The sequence below is a fragment of the Streptosporangium roseum DSM 43021 genome, assembly GCF_000024865.1.
Classification (GTDB): Bacteria; Actinomycetota; Actinomycetes; order Streptosporangiales; family Streptosporangiaceae; genus Streptosporangium; species Streptosporangium roseum.
The window spans coordinates 9,164,164-9,187,267 of record NC_013595.1 but is presented as its reverse complement, the minus strand read 5'-3'; the positions used below and the strand labels follow the sequence as shown (position 1 = coordinate 9,187,267).

General features: G+C 70.8%; 25 protein-coding genes. 12 read left to right on the top strand and 13 right to left on the bottom strand.

Annotation, left to right across the window (positions count from 1 at the left end; all coding sequences use genetic code 11):
- Nucleotides 1-97 precede the first annotated feature (97 nt).
- Nucleotides 98-430, top strand: coding sequence for a TraR/DksA family transcriptional regulator (locus SROS_RS40175; protein WP_012894703.1), 333 nt, complete (start codon nucleotides 98-100; stop codon nucleotides 428-430).
- 62 nt (nucleotides 431-492) lie between these two features.
- On the opposite strand, the gene SROS_RS40170 is transcribed toward SROS_RS40175, so the two are convergent.
- Nucleotides 493-1,233, bottom strand: a complete 741-nt coding sequence (locus SROS_RS40170; protein ID WP_012894702.1) for a class I SAM-dependent methyltransferase — start codon at nucleotides 1,231-1,233, stop codon at nucleotides 493-495.
- 283 nt (nucleotides 1,234-1,516) lie between these two features.
- Between SROS_RS40170 and SROS_RS40165 the strand changes: the two genes are divergently transcribed.
- The 7 genes from SROS_RS40165 (at nucleotide 1,517) to SROS_RS40135 (ending at nucleotide 8,225) form a co-directional block, all read left to right on the top strand.
- Nucleotides 1,517-2,122 (top strand): sigma-70 family RNA polymerase sigma factor, encoded by a 606-nt coding sequence (locus SROS_RS40165; RefSeq protein ID WP_012894701.1) that lies wholly within the window; start codon nucleotides 1,517-1,519, stop codon nucleotides 2,120-2,122.
- Nucleotides 2,123-2,189: 67 nt separating this feature from the next.
- Nucleotides 2,190-2,456 (top strand): mycothiol system anti-sigma-R factor, encoded by a 267-nt coding sequence (gene rsrA, locus SROS_RS40160; RefSeq protein ID WP_012894700.1) that lies wholly within the window; start codon nucleotides 2,190-2,192, stop codon nucleotides 2,454-2,456.
- Between the two features lie 49 nt (nucleotides 2,457-2,505).
- Nucleotides 2,506-3,450, top strand: a complete 945-nt coding sequence (locus SROS_RS40155; protein WP_012894699.1) for an NAD-dependent epimerase/dehydratase family protein — start codon at nucleotides 2,506-2,508, stop codon at nucleotides 3,448-3,450.
- A 199-nt stretch (nucleotides 3,451-3,649) separates the two neighbouring features.
- Complete coding sequence (locus tag SROS_RS40150) at nucleotides 3,650-5,005, top strand: HD-GYP domain-containing protein (RefSeq protein ID WP_012894698.1); 1,356 nt, start codon at nucleotides 3,650-3,652, stop codon at nucleotides 5,003-5,005.
- A 166-nt stretch (nucleotides 5,006-5,171) separates the two neighbouring features.
- On the top strand, nucleotides 5,172-6,461 hold the full coding sequence (locus SROS_RS40145; RefSeq protein WP_012894696.1) for an HD-GYP domain-containing protein: 1,290 nt from the start codon (nucleotides 5,172-5,174) through the stop codon (nucleotides 6,459-6,461).
- A gap of 154 nt (nucleotides 6,462-6,615) precedes the next feature.
- A complete protein-coding gene (locus SROS_RS40140) occupies nucleotides 6,616-7,947 on the top strand; it encodes an acetyl-CoA carboxylase biotin carboxylase subunit (protein WP_012894695.1) in 1,332 nt (443 codons plus the stop codon).
- A gap of 65 nt (nucleotides 7,948-8,012) precedes the next feature.
- Nucleotides 8,013-8,225 (top strand): biotin/lipoyl-binding carrier protein, encoded by a 213-nt coding sequence (locus tag SROS_RS40135; protein ID WP_012894694.1) that lies wholly within the window; start codon nucleotides 8,013-8,015, stop codon nucleotides 8,223-8,225.
- Nucleotides 8,226-8,333: 108 nt separating this feature from the next.
- Here the strand turns inward: SROS_RS40135 and SROS_RS40130 are convergent, their stop codons facing one another.
- Entirely contained in the window at nucleotides 8,334-8,714 is a 381-nt protein-coding gene (locus SROS_RS40130; RefSeq protein WP_148269363.1) for a thioesterase family protein, read from the bottom strand.
- A gap of 23 nt (nucleotides 8,715-8,737) precedes the next feature.
- Between SROS_RS40130 and bsaP the strand changes: the two genes are divergently transcribed.
- Both bsaP and SROS_RS51855 read left to right on the top strand, forming a co-directional pair.
- On the top strand, nucleotides 8,738-8,920 hold the full coding sequence (gene bsaP / locus SROS_RS40125; RefSeq protein WP_012894692.1) for a biotin synthase auxiliary protein BsaP: 183 nt from the start codon (nucleotides 8,738-8,740) through the stop codon (nucleotides 8,918-8,920).
- Between the two features lie 358 nt (nucleotides 8,921-9,278).
- Nucleotides 9,279-10,943: a serine/threonine protein kinase gene (locus SROS_RS51855; protein WP_012894691.1), complete on the top strand. Its 1,665-nt coding sequence runs from the start codon at nucleotides 9,279-9,281 to the stop codon at nucleotides 10,941-10,943.
- Here the strand turns inward: SROS_RS51855 and SROS_RS40115 are convergent.
- The 6 genes from SROS_RS40115 to SROS_RS40090 form a co-directional block, all read right to left on the bottom strand.
- Entirely contained in the window at nucleotides 10,940-12,592 is a 1,653-nt protein-coding gene (locus tag SROS_RS40115) for an acetolactate synthase (RefSeq protein ID WP_012894690.1), read from the bottom strand. The genes SROS_RS51855 and SROS_RS40115 overlap by 4 nt on opposite strands.
- Nucleotides 12,593-12,824: 232 nt before the next feature.
- Nucleotides 12,825-13,793 carry a thermonuclease family protein gene (locus SROS_RS40110; RefSeq protein ID WP_012894689.1) on the bottom strand — a complete coding sequence of 323 codons (969 nt, stop codon included), beginning with the start codon at nucleotides 13,791-13,793 and terminating at the stop codon, nucleotides 12,825-12,827.
- Nucleotides 13,794-13,843: 50 nt separating this feature from the next.
- Nucleotides 13,844-14,842, bottom strand: a complete 999-nt coding sequence (gene bioB / locus SROS_RS40105; RefSeq protein ID WP_012894688.1) for a biotin synthase BioB — start codon at nucleotides 14,840-14,842, stop codon at nucleotides 13,844-13,846.
- Nucleotides 14,843-14,875: 33 nt separating this feature from the next.
- Entirely contained in the window at nucleotides 14,876-15,598 is a 723-nt protein-coding gene (bioD, locus tag SROS_RS40100) for a dethiobiotin synthase (protein WP_012894687.1), read from the bottom strand.
- Between the two features lie 62 nt (nucleotides 15,599-15,660).
- The gene (locus SROS_RS40095; RefSeq protein ID WP_012894686.1) at nucleotides 15,661-16,380 is read right to left on the bottom strand and encodes a GntR family transcriptional regulator; all 720 of its coding nucleotides are present in this window, start codon (nucleotides 16,378-16,380) and stop codon (nucleotides 15,661-15,663) included.
- A gap of 76 nt (nucleotides 16,381-16,456) precedes the next feature.
- On the bottom strand, nucleotides 16,457-17,626 hold the full coding sequence (locus tag SROS_RS40090) for an 8-amino-7-oxononanoate synthase (RefSeq protein ID WP_012894685.1): 1,170 nt from the start codon (nucleotides 17,624-17,626) through the stop codon (nucleotides 16,457-16,459).
- A 59-nt stretch (nucleotides 17,627-17,685) separates the two neighbouring features.
- Here SROS_RS40090 and SROS_RS40085 point away from each other — a divergent pair, with 59 nt between their 5' ends.
- A complete protein-coding gene (locus SROS_RS40085; protein WP_043653917.1) occupies nucleotides 17,686-19,149 on the top strand; it encodes a sensor histidine kinase in 1,464 nt (487 codons plus the stop codon).
- Nucleotides 19,150-19,203: 54 nt separating this feature from the next.
- On the opposite strand, the gene SROS_RS40080 is transcribed toward SROS_RS40085, so the two are convergent.
- The gene (locus tag SROS_RS40080) at nucleotides 19,204-19,458 is read right to left on the bottom strand and encodes a WhiB family transcriptional regulator (protein WP_012894683.1); all 255 of its coding nucleotides are present in this window, start codon (nucleotides 19,456-19,458) and stop codon (nucleotides 19,204-19,206) included.
- 281 nt (nucleotides 19,459-19,739) lie between these two features.
- Nucleotides 19,740-20,699 (bottom strand): diacylglycerol/lipid kinase family protein, encoded by a 960-nt coding sequence (locus SROS_RS40075; protein WP_012894682.1) that lies wholly within the window; start codon nucleotides 20,697-20,699, stop codon nucleotides 19,740-19,742.
- Nucleotides 20,700-20,776: 77 nt separating this feature from the next.
- On the opposite strand from SROS_RS40075, the gene SROS_RS40070 reads away from it, so the two are divergent.
- On the top strand, nucleotides 20,777-21,160 hold the full coding sequence (locus SROS_RS40070) for a hypothetical protein (RefSeq protein ID WP_148269361.1): 384 nt from the start codon (nucleotides 20,777-20,779) through the stop codon (nucleotides 21,158-21,160).
- Here SROS_RS40070 and SROS_RS40065 read toward each other — a convergent pair.
- The 3 genes from SROS_RS40065 to sodN all read right to left on the bottom strand — a co-directional run bounded on the left by SROS_RS40065 (nucleotide 21,157) and on the right by sodN (nucleotide 23,076).
- Nucleotides 21,157-21,936: an RNA polymerase sigma factor SigF gene (locus SROS_RS40065; protein ID WP_197048491.1), complete on the bottom strand. Its 780-nt coding sequence runs from the start codon at nucleotides 21,934-21,936 to the stop codon at nucleotides 21,157-21,159. The genes SROS_RS40070 and SROS_RS40065 overlap by 4 nt on opposite strands.
- A gap of 17 nt (nucleotides 21,937-21,953) precedes the next feature.
- Entirely contained in the window at nucleotides 21,954-22,379 is a 426-nt protein-coding gene (locus tag SROS_RS40060; RefSeq protein WP_012894679.1) for an ATP-binding protein, read from the bottom strand.
- Nucleotides 22,380-22,674: 295 nt separating this feature from the next.
- Nucleotides 22,675-23,076 carry a superoxide dismutase, Ni gene (gene sodN / locus SROS_RS40055; protein WP_012894678.1) on the bottom strand — a complete coding sequence of 134 codons (402 nt, stop codon included), beginning with the start codon at nucleotides 23,074-23,076 and terminating at the stop codon, nucleotides 22,675-22,677.
- Nucleotides 23,077-23,104: the final 28 nt, after the last annotated feature.

Here is a 23,104-nt window from a genome sequence, read left to right as displayed (position 1 = left end):
AGGGAGTTACCGCCGCATAAATTCATCCCCTTCGCGCCTGACGGGAGAATCGGGGATCCCTTCACAGGCTGCCCCCACCCTGCGGAGGTGCGGATACGTGAACGACACGACCGCGCGTATGCGTCTGGAGAGCATGCTCGCCGAGCTCGACCGGTCCATCGGGGTCCTGCGGGGAGATCCTCTGGCCGTATGGGACCGGTCCCCGGCTGACGGCGGGTCGGTCCTGACCGACGCGGACCGCAACCGGGCCATGCTGGAGGCGGCCACCCAGCAGCGCCGGTCGGTGCTTGAGGCGCTCAAACGGCTGGACGACGGGCTCTACGGCCTCTGCGCCGACTGCGGCGGACCCGTGCCGGAGGGCAGGCTCGAAGCGCGCCCCGAGGCCGCCCGCTGCGTGCAGTGCCAGTCCAGGCGCGAGCGCAGGCGCTGACCCGCGACGGCCCGGCTCCGCGTGGTCGAGCGGCCCCGCGGAGCCGTGGCCGGGCGCCGGCCCTACCGGCGGCGGGCGCTCGCGACCAGGTGGATGCCCACCGTGTCGTCGTCGTCCGTGTGGGCCTCCAGCTCGGTGTTCACCAGCCAGGTGAGCGCGCGGGAGTCGGAGGCCAGCACGTGGTCGACCGTCGAGGGGGACAGCACGGTGCGGGGCCGTACCCACTCGACCTCCAGGCCCGCCTCGGTGAGCAGGTCGCGGAGCTGCCCGCTGCTGAAGCACCGGGTGATGCTCCCGTCCGGCCATGGCACGAGCATGACCTCGCCGGTCTGGCGCAGATGGGCCCAGTAGTTCTGCTCGGCGAGGATCGCCATGCCCAGCACCAGGGAGTCGACGCAGACCAGCGCCCGCCCGCCCGGGCGCAGCACCCGGGCGACGTCGCCGATCGCGGACTCGGCCATGAGTTCCACCGACATCGCCCGTTCCTCGGCGAGCACGGCGTCCACACTGCAGTCGGGGAGGAAGCGGAGATCGTCGGCGCGGACCTGGCGGACCTTGGAGGCGTCGTGCAGCAGCGGCTGACCCTCCACGGTGCGGCGGAAGTCGACCACCTCCAGCACCCGGTGCCCGGCCCTGGCGGCCTGGGCGGACCAGCGGCCCCTGCCGCCGGACAGGTCGAGGACGGTGGAAGGGCTCTCCGGCAGCCATCGGCTCAGCTGCTCGGCGGCGACCGCGCGATAAAAGGTCCAGTACGGCCCGAGCGTTCCTGAGCCGTTCAGCTCTTCGGCCGGGATGGGCAGCACAAGCGGCTCCTGGCGTCGGGTATCCGGTGGTCTACAGCTACCTGCCGGTACGTATGTTTTTCCCCGTACCGGGTCCTTCGTCACCTTCTATCTTGTGGGAACAGATGACCGGACGGGCGTGTTGCAAGCGGACAACGCACGATCCTTTCGGGAGGTTGGCAAGCCGATGCTCGCGTTGATCGAACCCATCACCCGCCCCGGTGATCGGTCCCTCCCTGATGAGCGGGTATTCTCCGCTCAGTACGGAGTCCCGCGTCAGCAGGGCTCCGGCGATCTTAAGGGGGTGGGTCCGGTCCCTGCGACAGACGAGGAGACTCTGGAGCAGCGGAGCACACGGTTCGAGCGGGATGTGATGCCCTATCTCGACCAGCTCTACTCCGCCGCGCTTCGGATGACCCGGAACCCAGCGGATGCCGAAGACCTCCTTCAGGAGACCTTCGCCAAGGCTTTTGCCTCCTTCCACCAGTTCCAGGAAGGCACGAACCTCAAGGCCTGGCTGTACCGCATCCTGACCAACACTTTCATCAACAGCTACCGCAAGAAGCAGCGGGAGCCCAAGCAGTCGGGCGCCGAGGAGATCGAGGACTGGCAGCTCGCCAGGGCCGAGTCGCACACCTCGGCCGGGCTGAAGTCCGCGGAGATCGAGGCGCTCGAGCATCTGCCCGACAGCGATGTGAAGCAGGCGCTGGCCGCGCTCCCCGAGGAGTTCCGGATCGCGGTCTACCTCGCCGACGTCGAGGGTTTCCCCTACAAGGAGATCGCCGACATCATGGGCACCCCCATCGGGACCGTGATGTCGAGGCTTCACCGTGGCCGCCGCCAGTTGCGGACCCAACTCGAGGACTACGCCCGCGAGCGTGGCCTGGTTCCCGCGGAGGGTGCGAAGTGAGCGAGCGATCCGACGGCAACCGCGGGCTTGGGCGCACCGGCCCGGCGACTCCGGGCGAGGTGATCGCATGAGCTGTGGGAAGCCTCACGCCACCGACTGCCGGGAAGTCCTGGACAAGGTCTACACCTACCTCGACGGTGAGCTCGACGAGAACAACTGCGTCGACATCCGTGAGCATCTGGACGAGTGCGGCCCCTGCCTGGAGGAGTACGGCCTGGAGCAGGTCGTCAAACAGCTGATCGCCAAGCACTGTGGGTGCGACCGGGTTTCGGAGGATCTGCGGGCCAAGGTGCTCACCAGGATCGAGCAGGTCCGCTCCGAACTGACCGGCTGACCTCCTAGGATCTCTCGTACGGCCATGGCCATACGAGCTGGGGGGCAGCATGCGGATACTCGTCACCGGTGGAGCGGGATTCATCGGATCCAATCTGGTGGACCGGCTGCTGGCGGACGGCCACGAGGTCATGGCCGTGGACGACCTGTCCAGCGGGGATCGAGGCAACCTCGTCGCCGCCGCGGAGAGCCCGCTCTTCAGGCTGCACCAGATGGATGTCCGCGACCCGGCGCTGATCGGCCTGGTCGCCGAGTGGAAGCCCGAGGTCGTCTGTCACCTCGCCGCGCAGATCAGCGTGCGCAAGAGCGTGGCCGACCCCGTCCACGACGCCCGGCTCAACGTCGAGGGCACCGCCTCCGTCCTCACCGCCGCACACCACGGCGGCACCCGCAAGGTCGTCTTCGCCTCCTCGGTCGCCGTGTACGGCATGCCCGCGGTCATCCCGGTCCCCGGGGACGCGGCGGTCGACCCGCGCTCGCCGTACGCGGCCTCCAAGCTCAGCGCGGAGACCTACCTGGCCGCCTTCAAGGCCCTCCACGGCATCGACTACACCACGCTGGTGCTCGCCAACGTCTACGGCCCGCGCCAGTCGCCCGACGGTGAGGCCGGGGTGGTCGCCATCTTCACCGACGCCCTGATCAACGGCACGCCCACGGTGCTGTACGGCGACGGCACCCAGACCCGCGACTACGTCTTCGTCGACGACGTGGTGGACGGCTTCGCCCGTGCCTGCGGAAGCGCCGGCAACGGCCGCCGGTTCAACCTGGGCACCGGGGTGGAGACCACCGACCGCGCGCTGCACACCCTGGTGGCCGAGGCCGTGGGCGCCGCCGACGGGCCGGGCCGCGCCGAGGCGCGACCGGGCGACCTGCCGGCGATGGCCGTCGATCCGGCGCCCGCGATCGAAGGGCTGGGCTGGCGCCCCCAGACGGACCTGGCCACCGGGCTGAAGGCCACGGTCGACTGGGCGAGGGCCCGGCTGGCGGCCCGTTAGTCCCGACACCCCGCGATGGCGTGCGGTGATGGCTTGGTTACGCTTTGCTTGCGATTCTCGATCAGTACCTCCGGTCCGGGCCTGCTTCTGTAGCCTGAGTTGCGAAAACGACATGGAGGCAGCGCATGTTGAAGGAAACGGTCAACCCCGCACGTCCGGGGATCTCCTGGACTTGAGCACGCGCTCGTAGGACCCAAGGGTGGCCGCTTTGCGTGGACTGCCGTGGTTTGCCAAGGTCTACCTGGTCGCTGTGATCGGAGCGGCGTTCGCGCTGCTCGGATACAGCGTGGCGGTGAGCGGTCGTCTCGAGCAGCTCGACTGGTCGAACCTGCTGGTGCTGGCCTTGCTGTTCCTGGTGTGCGAGTCGGTGCCGACTCTGCTCAACGTCAAGCAGGCCGCGGTGTCGGTCAGCTTCTCGGCCGCGCTCGCCGCGGTGGTGCTCGTCGGCCCCGAGGGGGCGGCGCTGGTCGGCATGACGGCCGTCTTCAGCGTGCGTCCCGGCCTGCCGCTGGTGAAACGGCTGTTCAACGGCGCCCAGTTCGCCGTCTGCGGTTACGTCGCGGGCCAGGTCTACGAGTGGCTGGGGGGCGGGGTCGGTCTGCCGACCATCGCCGGGTTCGACGACCTGATCGTGCCGTTCGTCGGAGCGGCGGCGGTCTTCGTCCCGCTCAACTTCATCCTGATCGCGCTCGTGCTCGCGCTCACCGGCCAGGCGGACCAGGTGCCGCTGCGGGGGCTGGCCCAGTTCATGGTCTCCTATCTGGGTTACGCCACCTTCGGGCTGCTGATCGCCGGGCTCTGGGCGACGGTCAGCTCGATCTCCGCGGTCCTCGTGCTGCTCCCGCTGTTCGTCGCCCGCTGGGCCTTCGGGCAGTACCACGCCCAGCAGCGCTCCTACGACGCCACGATCGCCGCGCTCTGCCAGGCCGTGGAGACCAAGGACTACTACACCCGTGGCCACTGCACCCGCGTCTCACTGGCCTCCGGCATGATCGCCCATGAGATCGGCATGGGGTCCGAGCGGCTCCGGGCGATCCGCTATGCGGGGATGCTGCACGACGTGGGCAAGCTGGGCGTGCCGACCAAGGTGCTGCAGAAGGACGGCCCGCTCACCGAGGAGGAGTTCGCCGCCATCCAGCTCCACCCGATGCGGGGGCTGGAGATCGTGCGCGGCATCGACTTCCTGGACGAGGCGTTCGCCGGGATCATGCACCACCATGAGCGGCAGGACGGCAAGGGCTATCCCATGGGGCTGGCCGGGGACGAGATCCCGGAGTTCGCCCGGATCATCGCGGTGGCCGACGCCTTCGACTCGATGACCTCCGACCGCTCCTACCGGGGCGCCCGTCCCGTGGAGGTGGCCATGGCCGAGCTCCGAAAGGGCGCCGGCACCCAGTTCGACCCGGTGATGGTCGTCGCGTTCATCAAGGCCGTCGACCGCGACGGCTGGGAGCCCCCGCGCAAGGTCACCACGCCTCCGGCCGGTGAGGCGGAGACCACCACCAAGGACCACGACGACCCGACCATGCCCATCCAGGTGGTGTCGGAGCGGTGAGCCGCCGGGCGAGTGGGAAGACGGACGCGACCATGGGCGCCGGAGCGGTGAGCTGCCGGGTGAGCGGGGCGGGGGAGAGGGCGGACGCGACCATGGGCGCCGGAATGGTGAGCTGCCGGGTGAGCGGGGCGAGTGGGAAGACGGACGCGACCGTGGGCGCAGAACGATGATCGGCACCGGTACCGGCGTCGCCACGCGGGCGTTCCAGCGGCTCGACTCGGGCCAGCTCCTGCTGATCTGCGCGGCCGGTCTGCTGGCGGTGGCGGGGGTGGCGCACACCACCGTCACCGGGCTGCTCGACCCCGAGGTCGCCATCGGCTTCGGCGCGCTGATCGCGGCGGGGGAGCTGGCCAGGCTCACGATGCCGGGCAACCGGGAGGTGGCGCCGATCGGCGCGGCCGCAGCGCTCGGCTACACGCTGCTGCTGGACATGGGCGACGTCCCGGCACGGCACTCGGCGCTCCAGGTCGTCGCGGTGCTGGCGGTCGGCATGGCCGCGGGGGCGCTGCCGCACCTGGCCGTGGGCCGACCGCCCCGGCCGGACGCGATGGCACGCAGGCTGCTGACCGGCGCGCTGCTGGCCCTGGCCTACCGGCCGCTGGCGGGACCGCTGTTCGGCCTGACAAAGGGCCCGGAGGGCGGCTGGTGGCCCGCGCTCGGGGTGATGGCCCTGCTCATCCTGGTGATGGCGATGGTGGACGTGTTGCTGGCTGCCGTGCTCCGGGCCGAGCAGGTGCGTGCGGCCTTCGGCGTGGCCCTCCACGACGAGGCGCGGATGGCCGCGCCGCTGTGGGCCGCCGTCGCGGCCTCCGGCATCCTGCTCGCGCTCGCCTCGCACAGCATGGACCTGGCGGCGCTGCTGGTCTTCGCCGCGCCGCTGCTGGTCACCCAGGTCGCCTTCCGGAAATACGCCGGGATCCGGGCCACCTACCTCCAGACCGTCCGGGCGCTGTCCCGGGTCACCGAGGTCGGGGGATACGTCGAGCCGGGGCACTCGCGCCGGGTGAGCCGCCTGGCGGTCGCGGTCGGGCGGGAGCTCGGCCTGGCCGAGCCCGAGCTGCTGGAGCTGGAATACGCCGCGCTCATGCACGACATCGGCCAGCTCTCGCTGCGCGACCCGATCCCCGGCGGCGCCACGGTGCTCGCCGAGCCCGAGCAGGCCCGGCGTATCGCCGAGCTCGGCGCGGAGGTGATCCGGCAGACCGGGGTGCTGGACCGGGTGGCCGAGATCGTCCGGCGCCAGTGCGACTCCTGCGCCGAGACGCCGCCGCCGGCCAGCCGCATCATCAAGGTGGCCAACGCCTATGACGACCTGGTCGGCGGCTCCACCGACCGGGACCGGGCCGGCGCCGCCCTCGAACGGCTCCGCCTGGGCGCCGGTGGGGAGTATGACCCCCCGGTCGTCGAGGCGATGGCCCGCGTCATCGACAGGCTGACCCCGGCATACCGGATCTGAGGGATCTGCCTTCTTCGAGGGCTCTCCGGGGGTCTCCGGCCGCGTGCGGTTGTGGGTTTCCTACAGATCGTGTTGCCGTGATCGGTGGTTTCGGGCGAACGGTTGTGCCGAGACCCCGGTCATATGGTGGAGCGGTCGAAAGGGGCCCACCAACGTGTTCGAGTCTGTTCTGGTAGCCAACCGTGGCGAAATCGCACGGCGGATCATCCGCACGGTTCAGCGCGTGGGACTGCGAGCCGTCGCGGTGTATTCCGAGGCCGACGCGGATCTGCCGTTCGTGCGGGAGGCGGACGAGGCGATCCTGCTGGGGCCGGCCAATCCGGCGCAGAGCTATCTCGACGCGGCCAAGGTGCTTGAGGCCGCCCGCGTGTCGGGCGCCCAGGCCGTCCACCCGGGCTACGGGTTCTTCTCGGAGAACGCCGGGTTCGCCCGGGCCGTCATCGACGCGGGCCTGACCTGGATCGGTCCCTCGCCCGAGGCGATCGAGCGGATGGGCGACAAGATCAACGCGCGGAACCTGATGGAGGCCGCGGGCGTGCCCGTCGCCGCCGGGACCCGCGAGCCGGTCGCCGACCTGGAGGAGGCCGTGGCGGCCGCCGCCGGGATCGGCTACCCGGTCATGGTCAAGACGGCGGGCGGAGGCGGCGGCATCGGCATGGGTGTCGCTCACGACGAGGCCGGGCTGGCCAAGGCGTTCGAGCAGGCCTCCAGGGCCGCCTCGCGTTTCGGCGGGACGTCGGCGATCCTGCTTGAGCGCTACATCGAGCGCGCCCGCCACGTCGAGGTGCAGATCCTCGGCCTCGCGGACGGCACGGTCGTCGCGCTGGGCGAGCGTGACTGCTCGGTGCAGCGCCGCCACCAGAAGGTCGTGGAGGAGACGCCCTCTCCAGGCATCACCCAAGAGCTGCGCGAGCGCATGCTGGCGGCGGCCGTACGGGCGGGCGAGGCCGTCGGGTATCTCGGCGCCGGCACCGTGGAGTGCCTGGTCGACGCCGACAAGCAGGACTTCGTGTTCCTGGAGATGAACACCCGCCTCCAGGTGGAGCATCCGGTGACCGAGCTCGTGACCGGGGTGGACCTGGTCGAGCAACAGTTGCTGATCGCCGCGGGTGAGAAGACCGCGCCGCCGGTGGCCGCGCAGGGGCACGCGATCGAGTTCCGCGTCTACGCCGAGGACCCCAAGCGGTTCTTCCCGGGACCCGGCAAGATCGACGTGTGGGCGGAACCGTCGGGCGAGGGTGTCCGGGTGGACTCCGGTTACGCCGACGGGAACACGGTCACCCCGTTCTACGACCCGCTCATGGCCAAGTTGTGCGTGTTCGGGCAGACGCGGGCCGAGGCCCTGGAGCGCGCCCGGGCGGCCGTGGCGGACTTCAAGATCGTGGGGCCCAAGAACAACCTCCCGTTCTGCGCGGAGCTGCTGGAGCACCCCGAGTTCGTCGGCGGTGACTACGACACCGGGCTGGTGGCCCGCATGAGGGCCTGAGCAGGTGAGGGTCCGAGCGGGCCGGTCTGGCACAGTTGAATCACAGTGATGGATGGGAGTGTCCGGTGGCTGAAGTACGCGCCGAGATGGTGGCGAATGTCTGGAAAGTCCTCGTTGCTCAGGGAGACACCGTCGAGGACGGCGACACCCTGGTCATCCTTGAGTCGATGAAGATGGAGATCCCGGTCATCGCCGAGGACGATGGCGTGATCACCGAGCTCAAGGTCGCCGAGGGCGATGTCATCCAGGAGGGCGACCTCATCGCCGTCATCGACTGACCCGGCCGTGCGCCCCGGTCGCCCCTGGTCGCCGCCGTCCCGGCTCCCGCCGTCCCGACGGTCGGCGGGAGAGCGTGAGCGGCGGTCGGCGGGAGAGCCTGGCGAGGATCAGCGGGAGAGCTTGGCGAGGAAGCGTTCGCGGTCGACGACCACGCGCTCGACCGTGCCCGTCGCGACGGTGGTCTGCCGGTCGCGGGCGGTGAAGGTGAAGACCAGACGGCGCTCGGCGACCTCGGTGAGCTCGGCGGTGATCTCGACGTGGGTGCCCACCGGGCTGGCGACCAGGTGCTCCAGGGCGACCTTGGTGCCCACGGAGGTCTGGCCGGGCTCCAGGGCACCCGCGACCGCCTGGACGGTGGCCTGTTCGGCGAAGGCCAGCAGGCGGGGGGTGGCCAGGACGGGGACGTCTCCGCTGCCGACTTTCGTCGCGGTGTCCTCCTTCTCGACCATGATGAGAAGCTGTGCGCGCAGGCCGGGAGTCAGCGTCATGGGCGTCAGCATAGGGTGACCGCGTGACCTTCTACTGCGATCACTGTGGCGGGCCGGCGGAAGAGGGCGATCACGCGGGCTGCCTGGCCGCGCGTGCGATGGAGCCGCCGCGTTACTGCGCCCGCTGCCGCCGCCGGATGGTGGTCCAGGTGACCCCCACCGGCTGGTCCGCGCGCTGTGCGGAGCACGGGCTGCTGGGCGGCTGAGCGTTCGGTCCGGGGGGATCGCGTCCCGCCGCGGATCGAGCACCGCTCTCCAGCGGCTAGGTTTATGTTCCTTTTGCGTACTCTTGTGGAGGATTCCGAAGGGCCAGAGTTCCACCGCGGCCCGTGGCAGCCGTCGGCCTGCTCGGTCGGCGTCTTCCCGGCAGTCCTTGGTCGAAAGGCGCGCAAGCTGTACAAGTACGCTCAAAAGTTCTGAGATTTGTGCGATGCTACGGCACGCGTCTTGTTTGTGAGGCATACGGCTTGCAGGGTTTCGTTACGTTGCCGTGACGTTGGCGCGATACAAATCCGCTTTGTTGGAGAACCCTGGGGTGGGAGCGGAGAGGGTTACGGGGGAGTCATGGTGGCCCAAGGCACGACGCTGGCGGGGCGGTACCGTCTGGATACCCGCATCGGCGCCGGCGGTATGGGCGAGGTGTGGCGTGGTGAAGACATCGTCTTGGCCCGCACCGTCGCCGTCAAGGTGCTGCTCCCGGGCCGTACCGACGACCCCGGCTTCCTGGTGCGTTTCCAGGGCGAGGCCCGGGCGATGGCGACGGTCAATCACCCCGGGGTCGTAGACGTCTACGACTACGGAGTTCACGAGGTGCCCGGCGCGGGGGCGACGGCATACCTGGTGATGAAGTTCGTGGACGGCGAGCCGCTGGACCGGCTGCTCGGACGGCTGGGGAGCATCGCCCCCCCGGCCGCGATGGAGCTCATCGCCCAGGCGGCCTCGGCCCTGCAGGCCGTACACGATCAGGGCATCGTCCACCGGGACGTCAAGCCCGGCAACCTGCTGGTGCGCTCCGACGGCACGCTCGTGCTCACCGACTTCGGCATCGCCAGGTCCGACGCGGCCAGCAGGCTGACCGACGCGGGCATGGTGCTCGGCACCGCCGCCTACTGCGCGCCCGAGCAGGCCGAGGGGGCGCCGGTCACCCCCGCGGTGGACATCTACGCGCTGGGCGTGGTGGCCTACGAGTGCCTGGCCGGGCAGCGGCCCTTCGACGGCGATACCCCGGTCACGATCGCGCTCAAGCACATCCGCGAGACGCCGCCGCCGCTGCCGCCGCACGTCCCGCCCGCGATCCGCGCCCTGGTGGAGCGGGCCCTGTCCAAGGACCCGGCCCGGCGTTTCCCCAGCGCCACCGCGATGAGCACCGCCGCGAGGCAGGCGGCGCGCCTCGGGCCGGAGACCGGCGCGACGGCGATGCCGCCGGTCTCCTACGCCCCGCCGGCCGACGCCGCGCGGGAGAGCGGCTGGGAGGGCTCCTCGTCGCCGCAGACGGGCCGGCACGGAGCCGTGCTGCCGGAGACCGGCTGGCACGCTCCGCCGTCCCAAACGGGCCGGCAGGGAGCCGTGCCGCCCACGACGGCGCCCTCCCCCGGCCCGGCCACCGAGGCGGTCGCGCAGGGGCGTGGCCGCCGTGCCGCGAAGAGGCCGCGCCGCAAGGGCGGGATGCTGGCCGTGTCCGCGGCGGCGGGCGTGATCTGCGTCGGTCTCGTCGCGGTGGCGATCAACGGAATGGCGGCCTCCTCCTCGGTGGAGACCGATCCCCACAGAAAGCCCGGCCCGGCGCCCAGCGTGAGCGAGTCGCCGGAGCCGTCGAGGACCAAGCCCATCCGGAGAACGCTGAAGCCGACCCCGACCCTCATCCCGGCCCGTCCCACGCAGGCTACCCGGACGCCGACCCCCACGCCCACTCCGACACCGACGGTCACGCCGACCCCCACGCCGACGCCGACCCCCACGCCGACACCGCTGCCGAAGCGGCGGGTGCCGAGCGTCATGGGCATGACGCCGGAGGCGGCCAAGGAGGCGCTCAAGAAGGCGGGCCTGAAGGTGACGATCAGCGAGAGCGCCGACCTCGACACCTCGCAGTGCGTGGAGGTGGTCGAGCAGCACCCCAGTGCGGGGACCATGTTGAACCCCCGGAAGGCGGTGGAGATCGTCGTGGCCAACAACGGCTGCCCGCCGTCGCCGACGCCGACCCCCACGCCGACCGCGACCCCGGGGCCCTAGATCCCGGTGGTGTTGCGGGGGTAGGCGACGGACGGGTCGGTGGCGATGTTGACCATGTACGGCACGCCGGAGTCGAACGCGCGCAGCAGCGCCGGGCCGATCTGCGACGGGTCGGTGACGAGCTCGCCGCCGCCGCCGAGCGCGGTCACCACCTGGTCGTAGCGGCACTGGGGCTGGAGGTCGGCGGCCACGTCGTAGCCGTAGAGCATCTGCATGGGGTGCTTCTCCAGCCCCCACATGCCGTTGTTGCCGCAGATCATCACGACCGGCAGGCGGTGCCGGACCAGCGTGTCCACGTCCATCAGCGAGAAGCCGGCCGCGCCGTCGCCGAGCAGCAGCACCACCTGCGAGGAGGGGCGGGCCAGCCGGGCGGCGATGGCGTAGCCCAGGCCGGTGCCCAGGCAGCCGTAGGGGCCCGGGTCGAGCCAGTTGCCGGGCTGCTTGGGCTCGACGTACTTGCCCGCGTAGGAGACGAAGTCACCACCGTCGCCGATCACCACGGCGTCGTCGGCGAGGACCTTGGCCAGCTCGCCGTAGATCCGCATCGGGTGGATCGGGTCGGAGTCGGAGGCGAGCAGGCCGGCGTCCGCGGCGACGGCGGACGCCGCGGCCTCCGACAGCCTCGACAGCCACGGCGCGTAGGACTTGGGGGACACACCGGCCTGGTTGCAGGCCGTACCGAGACCCCAGAAGACCAGCGACAGGTCGCCGGCGGCGACGCCGGAGGGCTCCATGTGCGTGGTGAGCTGCGACGGGGCGTCGGCCAGGTGCACGACCCTGGCGAGCGGGGCGCCGTCCTTGCCGCCGAACCAGCCGTAGCCGAGGCGGAAGTCCATCGGGGCGCCCGCCACGATCACCAGGTCGGCCTGGGTGAGCGCCAGCCCCCGGGCCCGGGTGACCAGCAGCTCGTGCCCGGCGGGCAGGATGCCGCGGCCCTGGCCGTTGGGGATGACCGGCAGGCGGAACTCCTCGGCGAAGCTCCGGGCGACCTCCTCGGCGCGGTCCATCCACACGTCCGAGCCCAGCACCAGCACCGGGCGCTCGGCCTCGGCGAGCAGCCGGGCGATCCCGGCGAGGGCGTCGGGGTCGGGCTCCAGGGGTGAGGGGGTCAGCGTCTCGGTGACGTGGTCCGGCGGGGGCGCGGCGGCGAACAGGTGGTCCATGTGGAAGTCGAGGAAGACGGGGCCGCGGTGCGGGGCGAGGGCCGTGCGGAAGGCCATCTCCACGTCCTCGGCCACGGAGTCGGGGCCGGAGCCGGTGAAGGCCAGCTTGGTGATCGGCGCGAACAGCGGCGGGTGGTCGATCTCCTGCAGCGCGCCCGACCCCCAGCGCGACTGCGGCGCCCGGCCTCCCATGACCACGACGGGGGAGCCGTTGAAGTGCGCGGTGGCCACGCCGCTGACGCCGTTGGTGACCCCGGGGCCGGCGGTGAGCACGGCCAGGCCGGGTCTGCGGGTCAGTCTGGCGGTCGCCTCGGCGGCGAAGACCGCGCTCTGCTCGTGCCGCACGTCCAAGATGGGCATGCCCTCGTGGACCGCCCCGTCATACAGCGGGAAGACGTGCCCGCCGGACAGGGTGAACATGGTCTCGATGCCATAGGCCTTGGAGACGGCGACCGCGATGTCGCCTGCGTGCTTTGGGGACTCCATACCGCGCAACCTACCAGTCAGTCACTTAGCCGGACAGGGATTCCTCACCCTGCCCAGATTCCTCCCGCCTAACGCTGCCAGCGCGTATTCGCGCTCGCCCGGCCGCAGGCGGGCCCGGCCGCGGCCACTACGCGGGTGCCGGAACCGGCGGGCACGAGGGCTGTCTCGCCGTGGTCGCGCACGACGACCGCCGGTTCCGGATCGAGGCCGCCGCCGGCCTGCGGCGGCCCGCCTACAGCGGCGGGACCGACCAGCCCTTCTCCGCCCACAGGGGCGCATGCTCGGAGTTGACGAACAACCGGTCCTCCGGGTCCGGGATCCGGTGGTAGCTCTGCGGGTGGAGCAGCTCGGAGGAACTGTCGGACAGGTCGAGGACATACCGGTCGGGTGCCCGGCGCCCGGCCAGGTAGCGCAGCTCGAAGGCGTGCAGCTTCAGCGGGTCCGCCGGGTTCCACAGCCCCAGGCCCGCCTGGCGTGCCTGCCGTACCGACTCCCGGGCCCGGCCCAGCGCCCCCGCCTCCGCCACCGTGCGAGCCGACCCCGGAGCGGGTACGGCCTGCGCCACCCGGTTCTCCTGCCGGACGAAGGGGTCGACGTTCGGCCAGATGAAGTAGGGCATGACGTGCCCGCCGGCGAGCAGCCGCTCGTTGTACGGCGCGGGCCTGGGCTTGAGCTTCTGGTCCCGGTTGACGTAGCAGAGCAGCCTGCCGTACCGGTCGAGGATCTCGTGCGCGAAGGCCAGCCGGAGCTTGAAGGTCTCGCCGGTCAGGCCCTGCTCGGCGATGTCAGAGCTGATCATGTCCTTGAGGGCCTGGGTGGGCGGCCCGCCGAGCTCGGCGTGGTTGCGCGCGGTGGTCGCGTCGAGCCTGCCCAGCAGGTGGTCGTGGAGCGCGGCGCGCAGCGGCAGCGGCTCGAAGCCCGGCGCGAACGGGTCGGCCAGGAAGTCGGTCCAGGCCGGGTGCGAGATCTTGACGAACCCCTTGGGCAGGTCGGGGACGATGGAGCTGCGGGGCAGCTCGAAGCTGACCTCGGGGGCGTCCACGCCGAGCAGGCGCACGCCGAAGTTGCCGTCGGCGGCGATGTTGATCGTGTCGCCGTCGTGCACGAGCTTGTCGACGGGCTGCGGGACTCCTGCGGATCGCGCGAGAAGCGCGTGTCCGACGGTGATACCGGGAACGGGCTGTTCGATCGCCTTGGCCATGTCTCACATGATGAACGCTTGTCCGCGGCGCGTCATGGCTATCGGCTGGTTCAGAGCGTGTCGGACAGGGCCTTGATCGGCATCTTCAGGTCCACCAGCAGGTCGAGGTCCTTGGCGGCGGTGCGGCCGAGGGTGGTCAGGTAGTTGCCCACGATGATGGCGTTGATCCCGCCGAGCATGCCGTCGCGGGTGCCCAGGTCGCCCAGGGTCAGCTCGCGGCCACCGGCGTAGCGCAGGATCGTGCGCGGCAGCGCGAGCCGGAAGGCGGCGATCGTCGTGAGCGCCTCGGAGCCCTCAAGGAGCGGCAGCGACGCGAAGGGCGTGCCGGGACGCGGGTTGAGGAAGTTCAGCGGGACCTCGTCGGGCTCCAGCTCGCCGAGCTGCCCGGCGAACTCCGCCCGCTGCTCCAGGCTCTCGCCCATGCCCACGATGCCTCCGCAGCACAGCTCCATCCCGGCCTCGCGCACCATCAGGCAGGTGTCCCAGCGCTCCTGCCAGGTGTGGGTGGTGACGACCTTTTCGAAGTGCGACCTGGCGGTCTCCAGGTTGTGGTTGTAGCGGTGCACGCCCATCCCGGCGAGCTCGTCGACCTGGGCCTGGGTGAGCATGCCCAGCGAGCAGGCGACGTTGATGTCCACCGCCTCCTGGATCGCCTTGACGCCCTCGCGGACCTGGTCCATCAGCCGCCGGTCGGGCCCGCGCACGGCGGCCACGATGCAGAACTCGGTCGCGCCGGTCTGCGCGGTCTCCCGGGCCGCCTGGACCAGGGACGGGATGTCCAGCCAGGCCGCGCGGACCGGGGAGGAGAACTGCCCCGACTGGGAGCAGAAGTGGCAGTCCTCGGGGCAGCCGCCGGTCTTGAGGGAGACGATCCCCTCGACCTCCACCTCGGGGCCGCACCACTTCATCCGCACCTCGTGCGCGAGCCCCAGAAGGTCGGAGAGGCGGTCGCGGGGCAGTTCGAGGCAGCGCAGGACCTGCGCGGCGTCGAGCCCCCTGCCCTCCTCCAGGACCTGCGTCCGGGCGATCCCGAGAATGTCGCTCATCATGCTCCGCTCTTCCGTCCGCGCTCCGGCCGTCGGCTACGCCATGAGCCTAAAGGTCCTCCGGAAGGCCGAGGGGTCGAATCCGCCACCCAGCACGGGCCCCAGGCCGGCGCGGGCTGTACGGGCGAAGGCCTCCCGGCCGAGAACCCCCGCGCCCTCCGGGAGCACGCCCGCCAGCGGCCGGGCGGCCAGCATCTCCAGATCCGCCACGTTGCACCGCTCGGCCAGGCCGGGCTCGGCCGGCCAGGACCCGATCACCACCCCCACCGGCTCCAGCCCGCGATGGGCCATCGCCTCCAGCGTCAGCGCGGTGTGGTTGAGCGTGCCCAGCGCCGCCCGGGTCACCAGGAGCACCGGCGCGGAGAGCGCCCGGGCCAGGTCGGCCAGGGTCGCCCCCTCCTCGTCGAAGCGGACGAGCAGCCCGCCCGCCCCTTCGACGATCACCAGCCGGTGCGAGTCGGCCAGCTCCCCGATCCGGGCCGCCGCCTGGGCGAGGGAGACCGGCGGCAGGCCCGCCGCGCGGGCCGCCGCGGCCGGGGCCAGCGGGTCGGGGAACCTGGCGAACTCGAACGTCGAGGTGGCTCCGGAGAGCCGGATGACCTCGTCGAGGTCGCCGGGTTCGGTGCCGGTCACCCCGGTCTGGGCGGGTTTCACCACCGCGACCGAGGTGCCCCGCTCCCTGGCGAGCGAGGCCACCGCGGCGGTGACGACCGTCTTGCCCACTCCGGTGTCGGTCCCGGTGACCACGAGGATGCTCACGCACCTCACCTTAGGCGGCGGTCACCCCTCACGGTCCGGGCACCGGCAGGGCTCCGGAGGCTTCAGGGACGGCGCAGGCGGGTGACGAACTTGTATCGGTCGCCGCGGTAGAGGGACTGGGCCCACTCCACCGGATTGCCGTCGGCGTCGAAGGCGTGCCGGGTGAGCAGCAGCATCGGCAGGCCGACGTCGACGCTCAGCACCTGCGCGTCGTACGGCGTGGCCAGCACGGTCTCGATGATCTCCTCGGCGTCTGTCAGCCGCACGTTGTAGGCGTTGTGCAGCGTCTCGTACAGGGAGGAGTGCACCTCCAGCTCGCGCCGGAGGCGGGGGAAGCGCCGGGCCGACAGGTGGGTGGTGTCGATCGACATCGGCTCGCCGTTGGCCAGGCGCAGCCGGTGGATGCGCAGCACCCGGCCGCCGGGGTTGATCGCCAGCCGGCGCGCCAGGGGCTCGTCGGCGGTGATGTAGCTGATGTCGAGGATCTTGGTGTCGGGTTCGAGGCCGACGGTCCGCAGGTCGCCGGTGTAGGACGTCAGCTGGAGGACCTGGGCGACCTTGGGGTGCGCGACGAACGTTCCCTTGCCCTGGATGCGCACCAGGCGGCCCTCGACCACCAGCTCCGACAGCGCCTGCCGCACGGTGGTGCGCGACGTCTCGAAGCGCACCGCCAGGGTCCGCTCGGGGGGCAGCGCGCTGCCCGCCGACAGGGACTTGGTCAGCGCGAGCAGACTACGTTTGACGTCGTAGTACTTGGGAATCCTGGGGGAGTCGTCCGTCACGACGGCACCTCGCCCGACGGCTCGGAAACGGCGTGGCCGGAGGTGCCGTGCCTACCGGCTCGCCCGCTTCGCTCACTCACATGGTCACCTTCATCTCGGCCACGGCGGTGAGTGCACCCCTGATCACCGCTAGATCATCGGAACTCAGATTGGCCCGCGCGGTCAACCGCAGGCAAGAGCGGCCGGCCGGCACCGAGGGCGGCCGGAAACATCCGGCGCGCACTCCGCGTTCCGCACAGATGAGGGCGGCCCGGAGTGCGGCCTCGGGTGGGCCGAGCACGATCGGGACGACCGCACCCGCCGGATCGTTGGTCTCCAGGCCGAGTTCGCGGGCCATCGAGGCCAGCTCTTTCGCTCTGGTTCGCACGCATCCGGGCAGTTCGGGCTGGTTTTGAAGGATATCCACAGCGGTGAGTGCCGCCGCCACGCTGCCCGGGGCCAGGCCGGTGTCGAAGATGAACGACCGGCCCGTGTCTATCAGGGTTTCGATCACCTCCGGGGCGCCGAGCACGGCACCGCCCTGCGACCCCAGGGACTTGGAGAGTGTGATCGTTCTCACAATGTCCGGCTCGGCCGCCAGGCCCGCGGCGTGCACCGCCCCCTGCCCGTGAGGGCCGATGACGCCGATCGCGTGGGCCTCGTCCACGATCAGCAGCGCGCCCTGCCGTACGGCCGCGGCGTGCAGCTCCGCGAGCGGCGCCAGGTCCCCGTCGACGGAGAAGACCGCGTCGGTGACCACGACCGCGTGCTCCTCCTCCCGGCAGGCCAGCGCCTTCTCCACCGCCGCCACGTCCTTGTGCGGGGTGACCACCACGCGCGAGCGCGACAGGCGGCAGGCGTCCACGATGGAGGCGTGGTTGCCCGCCTCGGAGACCACGAGCGCGTCCCTGCCCAGAGCCGTCACGGCCGCCAGGTTGGCCAGGTAGCCGGAGGAGAACACCAGCGCGCCGCCGGCCTGCGTGAAGGCGCGCAGCCGCGCCTCCAGCTCGGCGTGGAGCGCGGTGGACCCGGTGACCAGCCGGGAGCCGGTGGAGCCGGTCCCCCAGGTCCGGGTGGCCGCCGTCGCCGCCTCGACCAGCCGTCCGTCCCTGGCCAGCCCGAGATAGTCGTTGGAGGCCAGGTCGATCAGGCCGTCGTCGTCCGGCGTCCGGACGCGCAGGGCCCGCTTCAACCCGGCCGCCTCCCGCATGCCCGCGGCCGCGCGCAACCGTGCCAGCGGATCTGGGGTCTGCTCCATAGCGGGCATCTTGCCAGCCAGACCCGCCCGATTCGCGTTTGGGCCCGCAAAGAACGCATGATGCACGAGTGCCGACTCTAAGCGACCTGGTGGTTCGTCATACCGCGCTCGACGATGCCGACCTCGAATGGATGCACTCGCTGGTCTCCGACTGGCAGCTCCTGGCCGACCTGTCGTTCGCCGATCTCATCCTGTGGATCCCGCTCAGGGAGGCTCCGGGATGGATCGCCATCGCGCAGATGCGGCCCACCACGGGCCCCACCGTCTATCACGACGACATCGTGGGGATGACGGTGGCCAAGGGGGAGCGGGTGCTCATCGACACCGCCTGGGACGAGCGGCGGATCTGCCGGGAGGGCGACCCCGACTGGTCGAGCGGTGTCCCGGTGCGCGAGGAGACCATCCCGGTACGGCGGGCCGACCACTTCCTGGGCGTGATCCAGCGCTCGACGAACCTGTCGTCCGCGCGCACCCCCTCGCGGCTTGAGCTCACCTATCTGCAGAGCGCCTCGGACCTGGCCCAGATGGTGGCCGAGGGGCGCTTCCCGTTCTCCGGCGCCGAGCCGATCCTGGTCCGCTCGCCGCGCGTGGGCGACGGCCTGCTCCGGCTGGACCGCGCGGGCCGGGTCACCTACGCCTCGCCGAACGCGCTGTCGGCCTACCGGAGGCTGGGCCTCAACGCCGACCTGGTCGGCGCCGAGCTGGGCCGTACCACCGCCACCCTCTGCTACTCCGACGAGCCCATCAACGAGAACCTGATGATCGTGGCGAGCGGCCGGGAACCCCGGGAGACCGAGGTCGAGTCGGGCGGCACGGTGGTGCAGCTGCGGGCGATCCCGCTGGTCGTCGGCGGCGGGCGGATCGGCGCGCTGGTGCTCATCCGCGACGTGACCGAGCTGCGGCGGCGCGAGCGGGAGCTGATGACCAAGGACGCCACCATCCGGGAGATCCACCACCGGGTGAAGAACAACCTGCAGACGGTGGCCGCGCTGCTGCGGCTGCAGGCCCGGCGGCTGCAACTGCCGGAGGGGCGCGAGGCGCTGGAGGAGGCGGTGCGCAGGGTCGGGTCGATCGCGATCGTGCACGAGACGCTGTCCCACACGCCCGACGAGCAGGTGGACTTCGACGACATCGCCGACCGGGTGATCGCCATGACGGGCGAGGTGGCGGCGCCGGAGGCGCAGGTCGTGCCGCGCCGTGTCGGGACGTTCGGGGTGCTGCGTTCGGAGATCGCCACGCCGCTGGCGATGGTCCTCACCGAGCTGCTGCAGAACGCGGTCCAGCATGGGCTGGCACACCGGCCGGGCCGACTTCAGGTGATCGTTTCGCGGGGGGCCGACCGGCTGGACGTGATCGTCTCCGATGACGGGACGGGCCTGCCCGAGGGCTTCGACCTGGAGTCGTCCACCAGCCTCGGCCTGCAGATCGTGCGGACGCTGGTCGTCGGGGAGCTGTCCGGGCGGCTGGCCATCGAGCCCCGCCAAGGCGGCGGCACGGAGGTCACCCTCGGCATTCCCCTCCCCGCGGTCTGAGCCGGGCCGGGGAGGGGACGCACTCTCGGGATCGGGTGTCCGCGCTGTGCGGGATCAGGCGTTCGCGCGGGTGCGGGCGCGGGCCGTGCGGCGCTTGAAGGCGCGACGCTCGTCCTCGCTCAGGCCGCCCCATACGCCGGCGTCCTGCCCGGATTCCAGTGCCCACTTCAGGCATGCTTCACTTACAGTGCACGTACGGCAGACCTGCTTGGCCTCTTCGATCTGCATCAGGGCGGGGCCGGTGTTGCCGATCGGGAAGAACAGCTCGGGGTCCACGTCACGGCAGGCAGCGCGGTGGCGCCAGTCCATGCGTCCACTCCTTCGTAAGAGGAGCCCTTGCTGCGGCTCCGTCGGCTCACTTTGTGAAGACTTTCACTAACCAGCGCGAACGATTACCCGAGCCTGGTTCGGTCCGGGGGCAGGTCCACTCGATCGTCGGTGGCCTGGGAGCGAGGTGGCCGCTCAAAGGTCCTACGTTCCGACGTCAATGTTGAGATTGTCAGCCACGCTCAGTACACGCAAGAGGTTTGGGAGAACGTTTTGCCTGATATGCATGTCGGATGCGTCACACAATGACCGCATGTAACGAGCTAGACCAGGACTTGTAACGCGTTCGGGATAGACCGGAACGTTACTCTCTCGACTTCTCCCAGGTAGTCCCCGTCGAGCTGGAACGCCACGGGGCGCTCGGCGGTCAGGGTGAACTCCCTCTCGTCGTGGAGCTGCACCAGATGGGGGCCGGCGGGCAGCGTGTCGCGGACCCCCATGATCTGGGGGATGAGCCGGATCATCGACGGCAGGCCCAGGCGCTGGAGTCCCAGCAGGTCGAGGCCCGTCTCGAAGCTCGCCCACGGGGTCGGGCAGACCGGCCGGGAGCCCACGTAGGTCCAGGGCGAGGTGTTGGAGATGACCGCCATGAAGATGTTTCCGGCCGCGGGCACGTCCGGGCCCGCGACGGTCATGGCGGCGTGGCGCTTGTCGGTCGAGAGATAGTGGTGCAGCGCGGTGTTCACGTAGCGCGTGGGGGTGGCCTTGCGGCCGGTGCCGCGCATTCCCTCGACCGCCCGGATCACCTCGGCGTCATACCCCAAGCCACTACAGAAGGTGAAATATCGGCTTTCGTCACCCCAGAGCGCCTGCCCCAGCCCGACCGTCCGCCGCCGGCCGTCACGGATCGCCTCAAGCACCGCGCCGGCCGCCTCCACCGGGCTGTTCGGCAGCCCGAGCGCCCGGGCGAAGACGTTCGCGCTGCCGCCGGGGATCACCAGCAGCGCCGGCCGGTCCGCCGCGCTCCCGTCGCTCCCTCTCTTGCCGTCCTCCGCGTCGAGCAGGCCGTTCGCGGCCTCGTTGATCGTGCCGTCGCCGCCGAGCACGGCCACCACGTCGTATCCCGAGGCGTGGGCCTTGCGGGACAGCAGGGCCGCGTGTCCCCGGTACGCGGTCTCCTCGACCTTGAGGTTCATCGTGGCGCTCAGTGCCCTGATGAGCACATCCCGCGTCCGCTGATTGGTCGACGTCGCCTTGGGATTCACCAGGAGCATCGCACGCATAATGCCAGCGTATCCGCCGAAAACGGCATCGTGGCTGCGGAAACCGGATCGAGGTGTCCCGGCGATAGGGTTGGGATGTGTCGAATCGCCCGATGACCCTCACCGTCGCCGCCGCCGTCATGGGGCTGGAAGGCCTCACCACTCTGCTGCTCGGCGGCTACGCCGGGGTCGAGACGGTGATCGGCCGGCCGTCCGATGTGATGAGCTCGCTCTTCGTCGCCGGATTCGGGATTCTCGTCGGCGTGGTCCTGCTCTGGGTGGGGTGGGGCATGCTGCAGACCGAGCGGTGGACGCGGAGCCTGGGCGTGCTGGCGCAGATCTTCGCCACCGTGATCGGCATCACGCTGATCCAGTCCGACCAGCAGACCATCGGCATTCCGCTGATAGCCGTGGCAGTGATCGGACTGGTCGCGCTGCTGTCCCCGCCGACGACGCACGCCCTCTACGGGGACCAGGACTAGTCTTCCGCGGTCAGGCCCTCACGGAGCTGGGCGAGGGTCCTGGCCAGCAGCCGGGACACGTGCATCTGAGAGATGCCGAGCTCGGTGGCGATCTGGGACTGGGTCATGTTGCCGAAGAAGCGCAGCAGCAGGATCCGCTTCTCACGCGGAGGCAGCCGTTCGAGCAGCGGCTTGAGCGACTCGCGGTATTCGACGCCCTCCAGGGAGTCGTCCACGATGCCGAGGGAGTCGGCCACCGCGGGCGCGTCGTCGTCACCGGAGTCGGGCGCGTCGAGGGAGACCGTGGAGTAGGCGTTGGCCGACTCAAGCCCCTCGAGCACCTCCTCCTCGCTCATCTTCAGGAACGCGGCCAGCTCGCCGACGGTGGGCGCACGGCCCTCCCGCTGCGAGAGCTCGCTGATCGCCTTGGTGAGCGAGAGCTTGAGCTCCTGCAGGCGGCGCGGCACGCGGACCGCCCAGCCCTTGTCGCGGAAGTGCCGTTTGATCTCGCCCACGATCGTCGGGGTGGCGTAGGTGGAGAACTCCACCCCCCGGCCGAGGTCGAAGCGGTCGATCGATTTGATCAGCCCGATGGTGGCGACCTGGGTGAGATCGTCCAGCCACTCACCCCGGTTGCGGAAGCGGCGGGCGAGATACTCCACCAGGGGAAGGTGGAGCTCGACGAGCTCGTCACGGATACGCTGGCGCCGCGAGTCGTCGGGGGTCAACTCCGCCAGTTCCGCGAAGAGCAGGCGCGCGCGCACCCGGTCGGGCACCGCGTGGTCGCTGGCGGCCATGGCACGAGTCCTTTCCGTCACGCCGGCCTCGCCGCGCCTCGGCGCTTGCGTAGCACGATCGCCATGCGGTCGGGGGAGTCGGTTACGGCGTCCACGTCGTCGGCCAGGGCGGTGAGCACCATCCACGCGAAGTCGTCGCGCTTGGGCGCGGAACTGCCGACCGTGCTGACCTCGACCCGGACCTGCATGAGCTGCCCGGTGAGCTCGAACTCGGCGATCAGATCGGTGCCGGGGACAGCCTGGGTCAACAACATCGCGCACGCCTCGTCGACCGCGATCCGTAGATCCTCGATCTCGTCGAGCGTGAAGTCCAGCCGTGCGGCCAGTCCGGCGGTCGCCGTACGTAGCACGGACAGATAGGCACTCGCAGCCGGTAGCCGGACGCTCACCACGTCACGGATCCCACCCATACCGACCGCGGGCGTCTCGGTGTGTTCGGTCACGTTCCTCCTCGCAGAGTCGCTGACTGCAACCTACAGCCCCGAGAGGGTGGTTGGCCCAATTGGACTCGCGATCGGGGCGATTTGAACACCTCAAGAACACCCTAAGGCGCCTGAATGGGGCGTCTCAACAGGTCAGGCCCCGTGTGGTCGCACTCCCCACGGGGCCTGTCGTGTTGGCCGCGACGCCGCGCGTCACGGCTCAGACGGTGGCAGCCGGTGCCCCGCCTCGTCGCTCGTCCGCCGGGTCGCCCCGCGCCTCGGCCGAGCTCACCGGCACGCCTGCGCGGTGATCCGCTCAGGCAGCCTTGGTCGCCCAGAAGATCTTGGAGATCTCGTCGATCTTGCCCAGGAGCTCGTCGGCCTTCGCGACGTCGACGGTGCCCTTGCCGCCCGCGGCGCCGGCCAGCTTCGTCGCGTCCCAGAAGAGCTGGTGCAGCTGCGGGTAGGTCTCCAGGTGCGGAGGCTTGAAGTAGTCGGTCCACAGCACCCACAGGTGGTGCTTGACCAGCTCTGACCGCTCCTCCTTGATGGTGAGCGCGCGGGAACGGAAGACCGGGTCCTCGTTCGCCGCGTACTTCTCCATGATGGCCTTCACGGACTCGGCCTCGATGCGAGCCTGGGCGGGGTCGTACACGCCACACGGCAGGTCGCAGTGCGCGGACGCGACGTGCTTGGGTCGCAGAAGTCGTGCGAGCATCGGAAAATCCTTCCTTGATGCTGAGATC